Annotated in this window: 8 protein-coding genes; 7 read left to right on the top strand and 1 reads right to left on the bottom strand. The window is 58.5% G+C overall.

All coding sequences use genetic code 11. From position 1 onward, the window contains the following. Positions 1 to 153: 153 nt before the first annotated feature. Positions 154 to 1,599 (bottom strand): hypothetical protein, encoded by a 1,446-nt coding sequence (locus tag ABJO75_RS15405; RefSeq protein WP_348134370.1) that lies wholly within the window; start codon positions 1,597 to 1,599, stop codon positions 154 to 156. 371 nt (positions 1,600 to 1,970) lie between these two features. Here ABJO75_RS15405 and ABJO75_RS15410 point away from each other — a divergent pair, with 371 nt between their 5' ends. From ABJO75_RS15410 to ABJO75_RS15440, 7 genes are all read left to right on the top strand, one after another. Continuing rightward, positions 1,971 to 8,417: an SDR family NAD(P)-dependent oxidoreductase gene (locus ABJO75_RS15410; RefSeq protein WP_348134372.1), complete on the top strand. Its 6,447-nt coding sequence runs from the start codon at positions 1,971 to 1,973 to the stop codon at positions 8,415 to 8,417. Continuing rightward, positions 8,414 to 9,412: a glycosyltransferase family 2 protein gene (locus ABJO75_RS15415; protein WP_348134374.1), complete on the top strand. Its 999-nt coding sequence runs from the start codon at positions 8,414 to 8,416 to the stop codon at positions 9,410 to 9,412. Before ABJO75_RS15410 ends, ABJO75_RS15415 begins: the two co-directional genes overlap by 4 nt. 7 nt (positions 9,413 to 9,419) lie before the next feature. Next, entirely contained in the window at positions 9,420 to 14,030 is a 4,611-nt protein-coding gene (locus ABJO75_RS15420; RefSeq protein ID WP_348134375.1) for a MupA/Atu3671 family FMN-dependent luciferase-like monooxygenase, read from the top strand. Between the two features lies 1 nt (position 14,031). Next, complete coding sequence (locus ABJO75_RS15425) at positions 14,032 to 14,718, top strand: 4'-phosphopantetheinyl transferase superfamily protein (protein WP_348134377.1); 687 nt, start codon at positions 14,032 to 14,034, stop codon at positions 14,716 to 14,718. A gap of 88 nt (positions 14,719 to 14,806) precedes the next feature. After that, complete coding sequence (locus ABJO75_RS15430; protein ID WP_348134379.1) at positions 14,807 to 15,817, top strand: NAD(P)-dependent oxidoreductase; 1,011 nt, start codon at positions 14,807 to 14,809, stop codon at positions 15,815 to 15,817. Continuing rightward, positions 15,814 to 17,073 (top strand): glycosyltransferase, encoded by a 1,260-nt coding sequence (locus tag ABJO75_RS15435; RefSeq protein ID WP_348134381.1) that lies wholly within the window; start codon positions 15,814 to 15,816, stop codon positions 17,071 to 17,073. Before ABJO75_RS15430 ends, ABJO75_RS15435 begins: the two co-directional genes overlap by 4 nt. Next, on the top strand, positions 17,060 to 18,052 hold the full coding sequence (locus ABJO75_RS15440; RefSeq protein WP_348134382.1) for a glycosyltransferase family 2 protein: 993 nt from the start codon (positions 17,060 to 17,062) through the stop codon (positions 18,050 to 18,052). Before ABJO75_RS15435 ends, ABJO75_RS15440 begins: the two co-directional genes overlap by 14 nt. The last annotated feature ends 9 nt before the right edge of the window (positions 18,053 to 18,061 follow it).

Below are 18,061 nucleotides of genomic sequence, written 5' to 3' on the forward strand. Positions count from 1 at the left end.
CAGAAAGTTCCTCGTTAAAGGCAAATGGCGTTGGTGGTTCTTATGCCTGTCCCGCTCTGGAAAGTCAGTCTGAAAATTCTGCTGCGCGCAGCCGCCGCAGCAGCAGGGATCGCAAAATCGCCAGGGGTCTAGGTCTAGAGACAGGACAGGCGTCTAGCGCTTCGTCCGGCTGGTACGCCCTACGGGTGCTTTCCTCTCAGCAGAACGAGGCTTGCGAACATGGCGCTGGTGCAGGGCGGCAGCAGGCGGCGTTTCGGGGGGGTCTTTGACATCGTTTTCAGAAGGATCGGCTGCCGTTTGGAATTCGGCCCGGGCGGCTACGGTCGAGCTGGCCAGAAGCAATCCTGCGAGTGTCCATGTCAGATGGTTAATCGTCGAATTTGGGATCAGATCGATCAAATTCACTCCCAGCATCAGCGCAATGCCGTAAATAATGTGTACTTCCCGATCGGCGGGCCATCTTTTTCGCAGGAACCAGAGCTTGAACAGGGGAAGTGTCAACAGGCCAAAGACACAGATATAGCCGGTCCACCCCAGCATGCCGATCACGATGATCCAGTGCCCGTCCGTAGTCACGGTGGATTGTCCGGTTTCCAGATCATAAAGCCGGTTGCGCCCCCAATAGCCCCAGCCGAAAACGGGTTTTCTCGCGGCATGGTCAAGCAGTATCTTTTCGTTGTCGAAACGGAATTCGAGCGATTGCGCGCGTTCGGCCTGGATGAGCGCCGCATAGTCCACCATTTCATCGACGGGAACCGCATCCATTGAACGCAGAACGGGATAGCTAATCAGGAACGTGGCACAGACCATGATCGCCCAGCCCTTGATTCGTGTTCCGGCAAACAGAATGATGGGAACGAACATGACTGCGAACAAGACCACGCCCACCGTTTTGCACAGGATAAGAATAAGCGCCAACCAGGCGAAAGCAGCCGGATATGGAAAAGGTTCGTCAGGGTTGGAGCCACGCCATAGAGTTGCGGTGGACATGACGGCCATCAACATGAAAAAGGCGGTCACGAGGCCATGGCCCATGAATACGACAGGGCGGAAACCGCCAAAGCGAATTTGCTGGCCGAAAAGCTCCGGGAACATGCCGTAAACCCAGTAGTTGATTTGCGGACTGAGTCTGATCTCTGCCAACATCGGGATCGAATAAAATAAACCGGCGAGCATATAGACGGTGAGGAAGGTGTGCCTGGCTTTGCGGGTGGCCAACAGATTGAAGCTTAGGATGAAGGGGATCAGCGCAATACCATGTTTCATCACTTCTGAGATGGCGTCATAAATTGTCAGCCCAGGCAAAACCCGTACCCCCCAAAATACGGGTTCAGGGTTACTCATGACTGAAAAAAATGGGCTGAAGACGTAGCCGACCATCAGAACCGAGGCCAGCTTGGATTCGGGGAAAAACCGGATCTTTTGCTTCACCATCGTCAGGCTCAGCACCAGCGCCGCGACGCTTGGGAGCGTGTATTTGTCCAGTGTCGGGACCAGTGGAAGGTCAAAGTAAGCGCCGGTCGGGAGCAGCATGAATGCACCCAGAAACGACCAGATCAGCGCCCGGTCAGGCGAGAGTTTCTTGAACAGCACGGCCATGATCAGCGGCCAGATAAAGAGCATTATAAAGGCGAGTGTATTGGGCATGGGTTCGGTTGATCAGCCTGCTGTTAACGGAGCCACCTATCACGATTTGGGCCGCGTTGTCCCACCCGAATCAGCAAAAACGCGAAATCCTGACGGGGTCGGAAACGTGTGGCAGGGCAAAGGGAGATGGCTCGGTGTTTTCCAGTCGTTGCCACAATGGATTATTTGGCTCGCGTTTTTGCGGAATTCTTGGTATTTCACGCACTTGCGACACAATCACATATCTCGTTCTGTCCTATTTTGGACAATTTTGATAGTTAGTATATAGCGCAATGCGTAGGGCTGCAGTGTAGATGGGAGCATAGTTGGTTGTGAGTGAGGACATGGAATTCACAGCAGAGGATCGTGATGACATCGCCATTGTGGGAATGGCGGCGCATTTGCCCGGAGCAGGGGATGTGTCCCAGTTCTGGAACAACTTGCGCGAAGGCCAGTCATCGATCCGCAAACTGACCGAGGAAGAGCTCAAGCAAGCGGGCGAAAGCACACAGAATTTGCATCATCCCAACTATGTGCGCGCGGCTGCCGTCCTTGACGATTTTGAAATGTTCGACACCGATTTCTTTGGATTTTCCCCCAAGGAAAGTGCGATCATGGACCCCCAGCACCGCCAGTTTCTGGAAGTTGCTTGGGAAGCGTTTGAAAACGCCGGTCATCCGCCCGAGAAATTCGACGGTTCTGTCGGAGTATTCGCTGGCTGCGGGATGGGCAGCTATTTCTATTTCAACATCTGCTCGAACCCGGACCTGATCGACGATGTCGGCATGTTCCTGCTCCGCCATACGGGCAATGACAAGGATTTCCTGTCGACCCGCGTGTCCCATGTCTTCGACCTCAAGGGTCCGTCGATAAATCTGCAAACGGCCTGTTCCACCTCTTTGGTTGCTGTGCATTATGCCTGTGCCGCGCTGCAGTCAGGTGAATGTGATATGGCGCTGGCCGGTGGGGCGACGATCGAGTTGCCACATGGGCGCGGTTACATCTTCAAGGAAAACGAAATCCTGTCACCGGACGGAGAATGCCATGCTTTTGACCACCGGGCCGAAGGCACGGTATTCGGTTCGGGTTCAGGTGTCGTGGTTTTGCGGCGGCTAGAGGATGCGCTGGCGGATGGCGATCATATCTGGGCGGTGATCCGGGGGTCGGCGATCAACAACGATGGTGCCGCCAAAGCCGGGTATCTGGCCCCATCGGTCGACGGTCAGGCCGGCGCAATCGCAGAAGCGCACCTGATGGCGGACGTAAGCGCCGAAACCATTGATTACGTAGAGTGCCACGGAACCGGCACCTACCTCGGTGATCCGATTGAGGTCGCAGCGCTGACCGAGGCCTTTCGCGAAACGACCGAGGAAACCGGTTATTGCCGGATCGGATCGGTCAAAACCAATATCGGCCATCTGGACACCGCAGCAGGCGTTGCCAGCCTGATAAAGGCCTCGCTCGGACTGCATCACAAACAGATACCACCTTCGCTGGGATATGAATCCCCGAACCCGGCCATCGACTTTGAAAACTCGCCTTTCTCGGTCAATGCCGAGTTGCGTGATTGGGTATCGCACAAGGGACCGCGGCGGGCCGGGATCAATTCACTCGGCGTCGGCGGAACCAATGCCCATGTGGTGATCGAGGAAGCGCCTGCGCGCGCCGCGTCGCAAGCGTCGGATTGGCCTTTTCATATCCTGCCGGTCTCGGGCCGCAACAAGGCCGGGCTTGATGCCAATGCCGCAGCACTTGCCGCCCATCTGCGCGCGCATCCCGAACAACCGCTGGAAGACGTCTCCTTTACGCTGATCGAAGGCCGCCGCCAGTTCGAAAAACGCCGGATTGTCGTGGCGGAAAGCCATGAACAGGCCGCCGAGCTGCTGGAAGGTGCGAACCCGCGCCGGGTCTTTGATCACGAACCTGCCGGCGCCAATCCGGATGCTGTCTTTATGTTCCCTGGCGGCGGGGCGCAGTATGCCGGAATGGCCCGCGATCTGTACGAGACCGAACCGGTTTTCCGCGAGTGGATGGATCGGGGATTGGAGCATCTGCAACCCAAGCTCGACTACGACCTCAAGAATCTGTGGCTCTGCGATGACAACGTGATCGATGCAGCTAACGAGACGCTGAAACAGCCCTCCGTCCAGCTGCCTCTAATCATGATGATGGAATATGCGCTGGCGCAACTGTGGATGTCGTGGGGGGTTCAGCCCGCTGCGCTGGTTGGCCATTCGATGGGAGAAAACACCGCCGCGTGTCTTGCCGGGGTGATGTCCTTTGAGGACTGCATCAGCCTCGTGCACAAGCGCGGCCAGCTGTTTGATACGGTCCCCAAAGGCGGCATGCTCAGCGTGCCGATGGCCGCTGCCGAACTGGAACCGCTGTTGGTGCCGGGATTGGGGATTGCCTCGGTGAACGCGCCCGAGCTGTGCGTCGCATCGGGGCCACAGGCCGCGCTCGACGAACTCGCGGATAAGCTGGCGGCATTGGATATCGACTGTCAGCGGGTGCCGATCGACATTGCTGCGCATTCGGCGATGCTGGATCCGATCCTCGAAGACTGGCGCGCGCATCTCAAAACGCTCGACCTCAAACCACCACAGATCCCGGTGATCTCCAACCGTTCGGGCGATGTGCTGACGGATGCAGAGGCGACCGATCCTGAATACTGGGTTCGGCACCTGCGCGGCACGGTGAGTTTCACCGATTGCCTCGCGACACTGACCAAGGACACGACCGAGCGTGTCTTTATAGAGATGGGACCGGGCAAGGCGCTAAGCTCGTTTGCGCGGATGCAGGCCGGTATCCCGGCGGGCCAGATCCTGTCCGTGCTGCGCCACATGGATGAGGATGTTTCTGACGACATCTATTTTATGGAAATACTGGGGCGTCTCTGGGCCTTGGGTATCGACCCGGACTGGTCACAGATTTGGGGCGACGCACTGCGCCAACGGGTGATCCTGCCAACCTACCAGTTCCAGCGCGCCCGTTACTTCATTGAACCCGGCACTGCGCGCACGGAAACCAGTCAGGACATGCTGATCCGGATCGAAAACCCGGAGGACTGGGGCTATCGACCGATCTGGAAACCACGGCTCGCCGATTGCGAAGTGGACGTGGCCGGTGATCTGTCAGATGCCACCAAAGAAACCTGGCTGGTGTTCAAGGATGACACCGGTCTGGCGGAGCAGGTCAGCAAACGGCTCCGCGCGAGCGGTCACACCGTGATTGACGTGATGTCGGGCGATGGTTTCGACCGGGTCGGCGAAGAATCTTATGTGATGAACCCGGAACGCGGGCGCGCGGCCTTTGATCAACTGGTCGCAGACCTTGTTGAACGTGGCATCACGCCCACGCGCATTGCTCATTTCTGGCTGGTAACGGGCACTGAAAAATTCCGCCCGGGGTCGAGCTTTTATCACCGCAATCAGGAACATGGCTTTTATTCAATCCTCTACCTCGCGCAGGCGCTGGCTGGCGAAGAGATCGAGGATGTGTATTTTTCGGCCATCACCTCCGGCGCGGCGCAGGTTCGTGACGAACCGCTGCCTTATCCAGAAAAGGCCACGATCATGGGACCCATCCGGGTCATGCCGCGCGAACTGGCTGGTGTGACGGCGGCCATACTGGACGTGGAAATGCCGAACCGGCGGCTGAAGAAGGCTGCCGCCCAAGCGGCGATGACTGGTCTCGCCGATCGGGTTCTCGAAGATCTTTTGGCCACGCCCGGAAACACCGTGGCAGCCCTGCGCGACACCCGGCGGTATGAACTGGATTTCCGGCGGATCGCGCTGACCGAGAAGGAACCAACTCCTCTGAAAACCGGCGGGGTTTATATGATCACTGGCGGGTTTGGCGGTATCGGCCTGACGCTCGCCGAAAGCCTGATCAGCGAACAACAAGCAAAGATTGTGCTGTTGTCACGCAGACCACTGCCCGACCGGAAAACATGGGCCGCACATATTCAGAAATTCGGCCCCCATGATCCGACGTCACAGGCGATTGGCGCTGTTGAGCGGCTGGAAAGGTTGGGTGGCACGGTCAAGGCCGCGCAGGCAGATGTGTGCAATCTGGAACAGATGCGGCGACTGAAAGACGAGGTGGCCCGCGAATTTGGCCCGATCAACGGTGTTATCCACGCTGCGGGCAGCATCGACGACGGACCGCTGCTGGCCAAGGATGACATGTCGATCGAGCCGGTTTTTGCCGCGAAGATCCACGGCACGCAGGTGTTGGACGAATTGTTCGCCGATGGCGAGCTGGATCTGATGGTGCTGTTCTCGTCCACCTCGACTGTCACCGCCCCTGCGGGACAGGTCGATTATGTCGCGGCGAACGAATACCTGAATGCTTATGCCAAGTCCCGCAAGGGCAATAATACCTGCGTTTTGGCGATCAACTGGGGTCTCTGGAGCCAGGTCGGCATGGCTGCGGGCGCGATGGCCGCGCGACAGGGTGAAACGCTTGCTGTGCCTGCGATGCCGATTGATGCGGTATTGCTGAGCGAAGCGGGCTTTGACAGCGCGGGCGAGCGGATCCTGACCGGTCATCTTGACGCCGACACTTGGGTGATTGACGAGCATCGCTCGAAAACACGTGACGCATTCTTGCCCGGCACCGGCTATCTTGAGTTGGCGGCGCAGGCGATGAAGGCGCAGGGCCACGACGGGTCCTTTACCCTGAGCGATCTGATCTTTTTGCGCCCTGTACAGGTCGACGACAACGAGCAACGGGATATTCGCGTTAAGCTCGAGCGCGACGATGAAAGCTATCGGTTTGTCCTGCAGAGCGATGCAAAGTTTAAAGGGCGCGATGGCTGGCAGTTGAACGCGCAGGCCGGTCTTGCAGCGGGCGCGACCCCCAAAGGGCCCAAGGTCATCGACATCGCCGCCATTACAGAGCGCTGCGCAGATCGTACAGACGGGCAGGGCGCGGCGCTGCCCTCGGCGCAGGCTGGACACCTGAACTTTGGCCCGCGCTGGAACGTGTTGCGCGAAACGGCCTATGGCGATGGCGAGGGGATTGCGCGGCTTTCTCTTGATGACGCCTACCGGGGCGATCTGGATGACGGCTATCTTTTGCATCCCGCACTGCTGGATATCGCAACCGGTTGGGCGATGAACCTGATCAAGGGCTATCAATCTGCGCATCTTTGGGTTCCGATCGCATATGAAACCGTGCGTGTCCTGCATCCTCTTCCGGGCGAAGTGTTCAGCTGGGTGCGTGGTCATGAAGACAACGAAACCGGTAATCCGGTTGCGCGCTTTGACGTGACACTGGCGGATGCACAGGGTCGCGTTTGCGTCGAGATCGAGGGGTTCCAGATCAAGATGATCGCGGACGCCGCCGACATCACCAAGGCCGTGCCCTTGTCCGAAAGCGAAGTCGAGATCGAAGGCGCATCATCTGATGTTCGTCCGCTGTCTCCGACCGAAGAACGGTTGCGTCAGAATCTCAGTCAGGGGATCACGCCGCCCGAAGGCGCGATGTTGTTCAAGCGGGCGCTCGCGCAGGGGCTTTCGCAGGTCGTGATTTCCTCGCTCGACCTTCACGGTCTCACGGCGCAAGTCATCGCCGGGGCCGAGACAAAGGAGAACGAAGGGCAGAAATTTGAACGCCCCGATCTGGACAGCACCTATGTCGCGCCGTCTACGACCATCGAGGCCGCGTTGGCCGAGTTGTGGGAGGACTTGCTTGGTGTGAATCAGGTCGGTGTCGAGGATGATTTCTTTGCGCTTGGCGGCCACTCGCTGATCGCTGTGCGCCTGTTCGCGACGATCAAGAAAACCTATCAGGTCGATTTCCCAATTTCGATGCTGTTTGAGGCGCCGACGATCTCCAAATGCGCCGCGCTGATTGCTGAACGGGTCGGCGGAGATACGGCAATTGGCGACGAGGGTGGGGACGCCCCCGTTCAAGTCACGGCAACACGCCGGTATACCCATATCGTGCCTATGAGCACTGCTGAAACCGGGTCCGAGCCCCCAATATTCATGGTAGCGGGCATGTTCGGAAACGTATTGAACCTGCGTCACCTCGCGAACCTGCTTAGCAAGGATCGCAGCTTCTATGGTCTGCAGGCTCGTGGTCTGTATGGCGATGAAGGTCCGCATGAAACACTGACCGAGGCTGCGACAGATTATATCGCGGAAATGCGCGAGGTGCAGCCCGAAGGCCCATATATTCTGGGTGGTTTCTCGGGCGGCGGGCTGACCGCCTATGAAATGGCGCGGCAGCTGAAAGAGGCTGGCGAGGATACGAGTATCGTCATCATGCTTGATACCCCGCTCGCCAGCCGCCCCCGTCTGACGCGGCAAGATAGAATGCTTCTGAAGCTGAACCAGTTGCAGCGCGAAGGGCTGGGCTATTTCTCCAAATGGGCGCGTGAACGGTATCATTGGGAGATGAGCAAAATTCGCAACCGCTTTGGCGGGCCGGAAGAGATGGCGGGCCATCAGTTTCACAACGCGGATATCGAGGCCGCGTTTTACCGCGCAATCGCGGTCTACGAAACGCATCCCTATGATGGGCGCGTGGCGCTGTTCCGCCCACCGCTTGACAGGTATTGGAAAGTCTCCAAGGGCCAGTGGATCGACCGTGGCAAGGAATATGTCTACGAAGACAATGACTGGGGCCGTTATGTCGAAGATTTGGAAGTGATCGAAGTGCCGGGTGACCATGACAGCATGGTGCTTGAGCCCAGCGTCCGGGTGTTGGCCGAGCGTATCAGAATGAGTATTCGCGAGGCAGAACAAAGTGTTGCGGATTGGTCGGAGGCGGCGGAATGACAGGCTCTGTCCTGCAGACCATCATCCTGAATTACAAGACTGCCGGCATGACGCTAAAGTCGGCAGAAGCGGCTTTGGCCGAGATGGAAGGCATTCCGGGCGGGATCACGATTGTCGACAACGACAGTCAGGACGGTTCATTCGAGGTCCTTAGAGACGCGGTGAGCAAACGGGGCTGGGACCGCGATGACCGCGTCACGGTGATCCAGTCCGGCCACAATGGCGGATTTGGCGCGGGCAACAATGTCGGTATTCGCGCGGGCCTACCGGGCGGGGTGAAACCCGACTACGTCTATATCCTGAATTCAGACGCCTTTCCGGACAAGGGATCCATCAAGGTCTTGCTTGATCATCTGGACACCCACCCTGACGCCGGTCTTGTCGGCAGCTATATTCACGGACCGGACGGTGACTGGCATTGTACGATCTTTCGATTTCCTTCGATCTGGTCCGAGATCGAGAGCGGCATCCAGTTTGGTCCGGTCTCGCGCCTGCTGAAAAAACATATTGTTCCCATGGCGTTGCCTGATGGTCCTACAGCGGTCGACTGGACAGCCGGTGCCAGCCTGATGATGCGGCGGGATGTTCTGGATCAGATCGGCCTCTTTGATGAAACCTTCTTTTTGTATTTCGAAGAGACTGACTTGTGCCGTCGGGCAAAACAGGCCGGCTGGCCAACGATTTACCTGCCCGAAAGCAGCGTGACCCATATCGGGTCTGTCTCAACCGGGATGAAGACATGGAAGCGGATGCCGTCATATTGGTTCGACAGCCGCTGGTATTATTTCACCAAGAACCATGGTGCTCTTTATGCGATTGCAGCCACAGCCCTTTACGTACCAAGTCGTTTACTCTTCAGGGCCCGCCGGTTGATCGAGCGTAAACCCCATGGTGATGCGCAGCGATTCCTGCGCGATATGGTGTCCCATGCACTGGGCTTGGGCACCAAACGAAAGCCCGTGCAAATCAAGCCTGCTCCAGATCCAGCAGAATAGAGATATCATGACCTTATCAGCTCTTCTTATCGGCAACGAATCCCTTTTGGTGCAATGCGTTTCCCTTTGGAAAGACCGTGGGCATAGCATTGCTGCTGTCGTGACACGCAACCCGGATGTCCGCGCCTGGGCCACCGCCGAAGGGCTGAGGACAGAGGCACCGGGCAAGGGTCTGGAACAACGCTTGGCCGGGATCTCGTGCGACTGGGTTTTGTCGATCGCCAACCTGTCACTTGTTCCTGACGGCGTGCTGGCACTGGCAAGCAAGGGCGCAGTCAACTTTCATGATGGGCCGCTGCCCGAATACGCGGGTCTTAACGTCCCGGTTTGGGGGTTGCTGAACGGAGAGACCACGCATTCGATCACTTGGCACCGCGTCACGCCAGGGGTCGATGAGGGAAATATTCTGGTGTCCCGCCGCTTTGACGTCGGGCCGGAAGATACTGCACTGACGCTCAACACGAAATGCTATGCCGAAGCCATCGACAGTTTCCCCGAAATGGTGGGACTGCTCGAGAACGATCAGGCCGAAGGTACGCCACAGGATTTCACCAACCGCCGGGTCTTTGCCCGGGCGGACCGGCCCTCGGCGGGCGGTCTGCTGGATTTCTCCAAGCCTGCCGCAGATGTGGTGCGGATGGTGCATGCGCTTGATCACGGTCCCTATTGGAATCCGCTGTCGGCCGCGAAGTTTCGGTTCGAGACTGGCGTGGTTCTGGTGCATGAGGCCAGTGAAGCGGATGGATCGGCGCCTGCAGGTACAGTATTAACGGCGGCAGACAATACACTGACGGTAGCCTGTGGAACTGGTGCGGTCAGGCTTGCAGGGCTGAGTGTTATCAGCGGAGAACCCGCAACGCACTTGCCTGGCGCAAACGCAGTGTTGCCGGTGCTGGACGCGAGCGAAATAGACCGTATCGATTCCGCTCTTGCAGCAACCGCCCCGCATGAAGGGTTCTGGCGCAAGACGCTCGCAACGTTCGACCCGGTGAAAATCGGCGATGCTGATACAGCCGATGAAACACCGGATTGGCACCGGGTCACGCACGCGACATCTTTGGACGGTGACAGGCTGTTGACCGCGCTGGCGATCTGGGCGGCGCGGATGTCGGGCATGGAACAGTTTGATGTTGCGCTCAAGGGCGCGGATCAGCCTCAGCTTTCCGGAACACTTAACGAATGGGTGCCGCTCCGCGTGGATGTGACCGGTTCACTCTCAACGATTGCAGCAAAGCTGGCCGAGAACACAGCCAAGGCGAATGAAAAGGGTGCCTTCGCTCTGGATCTGCTGGCCCGCGACCCCGGATTGCGCGGCCTCGGAACGCCTGCGATCGGGATCAACAGGAAAGATGCGACACCGATTCCCGTTACGACGCTGACCGTGTGTGTGGCCGATGGTCTGGAAGTGGTTACGGATGCATCACGGATGAGCGACGCCGACCGTGACGCGGCACTGGCCCGGTTTGATGTACTGGCTGACGCGCTGGTCGCGGCAGAGGACGATACGGTGGTTGCCGATCTGCCCAGTCTGAGTGCGGCGGAACGGGAAAAGCTGCTGTTCACGCTCAATGAGACTGAAACCGATCACGACCGCAACCTGTGTCTGCATAACCTGATCGAAGCGCAGGCAGAAAAGACACCACAGGCGACCGCACTGGTCTTTGAGACCACCGAGCTGACCTATGCCGAGGTCAATGCGCGGGCCAATCGCATTGCGCATGTGCTGAAATCAATGGGCGTTGGCCCGGATGTGATGGTGGGTCTGTACCTGCCGCGCAGTCTGGATCTGGTGATCGCCGCCATTGCAATTCAAAAGGCAGGCGGCGCCTATGTGCCACTGGACCCGGCCTATCCCAATGACCGGATCGAATACTATCTGACGGACAGCGAGGCACCGGTGGTGGTCACGCAGTCCTCGATGACAAATGACTTGCCACCGCACTCTGCCCAAGTGCTCGAGGTTGATCAGGACAGCCGGGTCGCGGACGCACCGGACGGAAATGTTGACGGAGGCGCAACGCCTGCGAACCTCGCTTATGTCATCTATACCTCCGGCTCGACCGGCAAACCCAAAGGCGTGATGGTTGAACACCGCAACGTGGTGAACTTTTGTGTGGGCATGGATGATCGCATTCCCCACCAGGAAGGCGCGGCCTGGCTGGCGGTGACAAGCCTTTCCTTTGACATCTCGGTTCTCGAACTGTTCTGGACGCTGGCGCGCGGCTTCAAGCTGGTGGTGCTGGGCGACGACAGCAAGGCCATGGGCGGCGGAGCCCCCGTAACAGTGAGCACCGGCACCGCTAAACGGATGGATTTCAGCCTGTTCTACTGGGGCAATGATGATGGTGTTGGCCCGAAAAAATATGAACTTCTGCTGGAAGGGGCCAAGATAGCCGACAAAAACGGCTTCAAGGCGCTGTGGACACCCGAACGGCATTTCCATGCCTTTGGTGGACCGTTTCCCAACCCTTCGATCACCGGAGCCGCCGCAGCTGCGGTGACGCAAAACCTAGAAATCCGTGCGGGCAGTTGTGTTTCGCCGCTGCATCATCCCGCCCGCATTGCCGAGGAATGGGCCGTAATCGACAATTTGACCAACGGGCGAACCGGCTTGGCGATTGCGTCGGGATGGCAACCGGACGATTTTGTGCTGCGCCCGGAAAACACTCCACCGGACAACAAACCGGCGATGCTGGAAAACATTGAAACCCTGCGAAAGCTTTGGCGTGGCGAGGAAGTCGAATTCCCCCGCAAGGACGGTGCGATGCATGCCGTCGTCACACAGCCACGCCCGGTTTCCAAAGAGCTGAAGGTTTGGGTGACAACGGCGGGGAATCCAGCGACTTGGAAAGAGGCCGGGGCGCTTGGTGCGAACGTTTTGACCCACCTTCTTGGCCAATCTGTCCCCGAAGTGGGTGAGAAGATCAAGATTTACCACGAAGCCTTGCGCGAAGCAGGGTATGATCCCGCGGATTTCACCGTCACGCTAATGCTGCACACCTATATTGCGGACGATCGCGAAACCGCGCGCGAAATCGCGTGCGAACCGATGAAGGATTACCTGCGCTCGGCGGCTGGTTTGATCAAACAATATGCCTGGGCCTTTCCTGCCTTCAAGAAGCCCAAGGGGGTCGACAATCCGTTCCAGCTCGACCTTGGGTCGCTGACTGAAGAAGAGCTGGAGGGCGTCCTCGATTTTGCATTCCTGCGCTATTTTGAGGACTCGGGCCTGTTTGGTACCGTCGAAGACTGCATGAAACGGGTCGAGGAAGTGCGTGCCATCGGTGTCGGGGAAATCGCCTGCCTGATTGACTACGGCATTCCGGTGCCCAAGGTCTTGCAAGCGCTGGAGCCCTTGTCAGAGGTGCTGCGGGCCGCCAATGCCGGGACAGAAGAAGAGGTCGTGGATGTTTCTATCCATGGTCAGATCCGGCGGCATGACGTGACGCATATGCAATGCACGCCGTCCATGGCACGGCTCATCTTTATGCAGGACGAGGACGACAGCGCGCTCAAACAGCTCGAATATCTGATGGTCGGCGGCGAAGCGTTGCCCGGCGCATTGGTGGCGGATCTGAACAAGATCACCGACGCGCATATCGAGAACATGTATGGGCCGACCGAAACAACCATCTGGTCGGCGACCGGCCCCGCGACGGCGGAACAGGTTGATCTTGGCACGCCGATTGCCAACACCCAGCTCTATATCCTTGACGCGGCTGGACAACCCGTGCCCGAAGGTGTGCCGGGCGAGCTGTGGATCGGGGGCGAGGGCGTCACCCGTGGCTATCACAAACGCGCTGAACAGACGGATGACCGCTTTCGCAGCGACCCGTTCCGGGAAGGCAACCGCATCTATGGAACCGGCGATCTTGTGTCTCGCCGATCAGACGGGGGGCTGGAATTCCTAGGCCGTATCGACAATCAGGTTAAGATCCGTGGCTATCGGATCGAACTGGGTGAGATCGAGAGCCGCCTGAATGCACATGACGCGATTACCGAAGCCGTGGTGATTGCGCGCGAGGACACACCGGGCGACCAGCGACTGGTGGCCTATATGACCGGGACGGATATCCCGGATGATGCAACCCTGCGCAGCTTTGTCGAAGAGACGCTGCCGCCCCACATGATCCCGGCCCACTATGTGACGCTTGCCTCCTTTCCACTGACACCGAATAAAAAAGTGGACCGCAAGGCCTTTCCGAGCCCGCAAAAGGCACAACCAGCACCCGTGGCTCAGCCCGTCGCAGCAACTGCACCTGCGACCGAAAGTGCCGGGGCACAGGATGTCACAGGCACCATCCGTGCGGTCTGGTCGCGCTTGCTGGGCGTTCAGGATATCCCGCCGACGGCGAATTTCTTTGACCTTGGCGGGCACTCGCTGTTGGCGGTGCAAGCATATCGCGAACTGAAGGCGGAACTAGGCAGTACGAAACTGATGGTCACCGACATCTTCCGCTTTCCGACCCTTGGCGCGCTGACCAATCATCTGGGCGCGAGCGCAAAACCGGTCCCCCGTCCAGCACCCACTGCGACGGAATCCGAGCCGGCTGGCGGGGCAAAGATGGACGCCATGGCCAGACGCCGCGCCCTGCGCATGAGCCGCAGAGGACGTTGAGGTGACAAAGCACTGGGGACACGACCCCTATATCGAGATCCGCGAAGATCTGCGTAAAATCCTCCCCTACGGTGTAGGATGTGCGGTCTGTGATCCGCGCCGGGTGCGGACGGGTGGTGATGAGTTGTGGCCAGAGGAACGGCCTGCCATTGTCAATGCAATGGCCAAGCGCAGTCGTGAGTTTACTGCCGGACGCATCATGGCTCGCAAGGCAATGGCGGACATCGGCCTGCCGCAGGTTGCCGTTCCCATTGCGGCCAACCGGGCACCGATCTGGCCTGAAGGCGTGGTAGGTTCGATCTCGCATTGTGACAGTCTTTGTGCCGCGGTTGTCGCCCGAACGCGCGATGTTGCGGCAATCGGCATAGACGTTGAGGACTACGCGCCATTGGAACAAGAACTTTGGGGCGAGATATGCAATCCGGAAGAGATCGCATGGGTACAGTCGCAGACTCGTGCGAAACAAGGTCACCTAGTAAAGCAGATTTTTTCAGCGAAGGAAGCCATTTACAAGGCGATCTTCCCACGAATTCTTAAGGTTTTGGCATTCAGCGACGTCACGATTGATACTGATCGCAGTCACGCAACTTGCATCCTTTCGCAGAATCGAATTGTGTCGCTCTGGGCCGATCAGGGGCAAGATCCCTGGTTTTCTGTGCATGTCCCGACAGAACCGACCGGTGCATGAAAGTGATGAGAGGTCAGGTGCTCAGTAGAATGGAAAATCGCGTTTTGGGAGAGCTACGCCAAGTGGGCGTCTTGACAGCGGCGGCATCATGGCTGGCATGAAGATCCTGGTTACCGGCGCGAACGGGTTTATCGGGCGCCACGTCGTAGACGCCGCGCGTGCAGACGGACACGAGGTATGCGCGCTTGTACGTGACCGTTCCAAAGTGCCTGATGGTTGGAAAGCAGACTCCGATATCACGACAGCCGAACTGGATCTGACGGCTCCCGACGCGCAAGACCGGCTGGCAAAACTGCTGGCCGAAGCAGAGGCCATCATTCACGCCGCCGCCATCATGGGCGGTGATGCCGCCCGTCAGATCAATGACACGGTGAAGGCGACGGAAACTGTGCTCGCTGCTTTGAAAACCTGCAATCCTCCCCCGCGCATGGTACTGGTCAGCTCGTTGTCGGTATATGACGGTCAGGCACTCAAGACAGGCGCGGTCCTGACCGAAGCTAGCCCGCTCGAAGCCACGCCCACGGCGCGAGACGCATATTGCGAGGCTAAGCTGGCGCAAGAAGCTCATGTCCGGGCTGCGGCCAACGCGCAGGGGTTCGAACTGTGGATCCTGCGGCCCGGCGCGGTCTTTGGTCCCGGACGGTTGTGGAACGGGCATCTTGGCCATCCGCTTGGGCCGGTCCTGCTCCAGATGGAGTCCAAAGGAGAGGTTCCCGTCAGCTTTGTTGAACATACCGCCAAGGCGCTGGTTCTTGCTGCAACAACACCGGCTGAGGGGATAGAGGTGGTCAACGTCATGGATGACGATCGCCCGGACCGTGCCACATATGTCGCCGCGCTGCGCCGGGGCGGCTGGCCACGGGTGACGCTGCCCTCTAACTGGCGGTTCCTGAGCGCCGTAGGCGGTCTGGTTCATGGGATACCGCGACTGGGACGAAAGCTTCCTGGGTTGCTTCGCCCGGCAGTCCTGCATGCCCGAATGAAACCTTTGCGATTTGACAACGCAAGGCTGCATGCACGGCTGAATGTGCCGCCTCAACCGCCCTTTGCTCAGATCATGTCGATGATGCTGGAGCGGGAGAAAGGTCACGTGTCATGAAACCCGCTGTGCCTTCTGAACCGATTGCCTATTTGACGGGCGAGTATCCCCGGGCCACCGACACCTTTATCCAACGCGAAATCACCGCGCTGCGCGAGCAGGGGATGAAGGTCGAAACATGTTCCATCCGCAAGACCGGAGCAGAACATCACGTCGGCCCGGAACAGCAGGCGGAATTCAAAAACACCTTCTATGTGATTGCCGCCGCAAAATCACCGATACGCCTCGTCCGGTGTCACCTAAAGGCACTCGTGCAAGCACCGGCGCGGTATTTCTCGGCACTCCGGCTGGCCCTTGCCACCCGTCCTGCCGGGCTTAAGGGGCTGCTCTATCAGCTATTCTATTTTGCCGAGGCCGCAGTTTTGGCCGACCATCTGAAACAGCAAAAGGTACGGCATCTGCACAACCACATAGCCACCGCGACCTGTACGGTGGCGATGCTGACCAGCAAACTCAGCGGCATACCGTTCAGCTTTACGATCCATGGGCCCGATATCTTCTTTGAACCAAAGCATTGGCGGATCGACGCCAAGATTGCCGAGGCACGGTTCGTGGCCTGTATCAGCGATTTTTGCCGCAGCCAGTGCATGATTTTTTCGGACCAGAAACACTGGGACAAGCTCAACATCATCCATTGCGGGATCGATCCGGACAAGTATCGGATCGAGACCACGACAAACCCGTCCGCACCGCATCTGGTCTTTGTTGGCCGCCTTGCCGGCGTTAAGGGTGTTCCGGTTCTGCTTGATGCGTTGTCACGCCTTGTGACTGACATTCCCAATCTTCGCGTGACCCTGATCGGTGATGGACCCGAACGGGCCGATCTGGAAATCCGCGCGCAACAGCTTGGGCTTGGCGAAATGGTGACATTCGCGGGCTATATGTCTCAGGACGCGGTCGCAAAAACGCTGGCCGACGCTGATGCGTTGGTGCTGCCCAGTTTTGCCGAGGGCGTGCCTGTCACCTTGATGGAAGCGATGGCCAGCGGTTTGCCGGTTCTGGCAACAAGGGTCGGTGGCATTTCGGAACTGGTCGAAGACGGCATTAGCGGCTATCTAGTTCCGCCGGGCAATGTCGAGGACCTGACAGCACGGTTGCGCGATCTGCTGGGTGATCCAGAATTGCGTCAGCGGATGGGCGCTGCTGGCCGCGCCAAAGTGGCCGCGGAGTTCAATCAAGAGACTGAGGCGGGGCGTCTGGCACAGCTTATGACACCTCCTGCCAAAGAAAACCGGGGGCTCCATGAGGCAAGATGATACCACAGCCCCGCGCATCGGGTTGGTGCTGATCGGGCGTAACGAAGGCGAGCGCCTCATTCGCTGTCTTGCCTCGGTGCCAGACAGTGTGGCCGCAGTGGTCTACGTTGACTCAAGCTCCTCAGACGACAGCGTGAACGAAGCCCGAAAAGTCGGCGCGCATGTAGTGGAACTGGATCTGTCCAAACCCTTCACTGCAGCCCGCGCGCGCAACGCAGGTTACGATCACCTTAAGAACGCAGGACAGGACCTTGATTTTGTGCAGTTCATTGATGGAGACTGCGCGATTGTCGAGGGATGGGTTGCGATCGCTGCCGCTGCGCTTGAAAGCGATGCCAGCCTTGGTGTCGTCACCGGGTGGCGAGCCGAAATCTATCCGGACGCCAGTGTCTATAATGCCATGTGTGACTTTGAATGGCACCGCCCGGCAGGTTCGATCCAGACCTGTGGCGGCGACATGATGGTGCGGACCGAGGCCTTTGACGGGATCGGCGGCTTTGACGACACGGTGATCGCGGCAGAGGATGACGAGCTTTGTGTGCGCATTCGCAAGGCAGGCTGGAAGATCGAGCGTTTGCCCCAGAACATGACCCGCCATGACGCCGCGATGGACCGGTTTTCCCAATGGTGGCAACGTGCTGTGCGCACCGGACACGGGTTTGCGCAGGTCGGCGCACTGCATCCGGAGTATTTCACACGCGAACGCAAGCGGGCTTGGATCTATGGCGCGCTTCTTCCGATTGCGGCCTTTGCGGGCCTCTTTATCTCTCTCTGGATCACATTGGCGGTCCTGGCCATTTTTGTCCTGTCTTATATACGCACGGTACAGGGGTTGATGCGCGACAATCTGCCTTTCGGATCAGCCGCAAAACAGGCTGTCTTTCTGACATTATCCAAAGTGCCGAACGTGATCGGCATGCTGACATACCTTTGGCGCCGCAAACGGGCGGCGCCCATGAAAATCATCGAATATAAATAGATCTAGCGT

Origin of the sequence: Sedimentitalea sp., assembly GCF_039973035.1 — a bacterium.
Classification (GTDB): domain Bacteria; phylum Pseudomonadota; class Alphaproteobacteria; order Rhodobacterales; family Rhodobacteraceae; genus Sedimentitalea.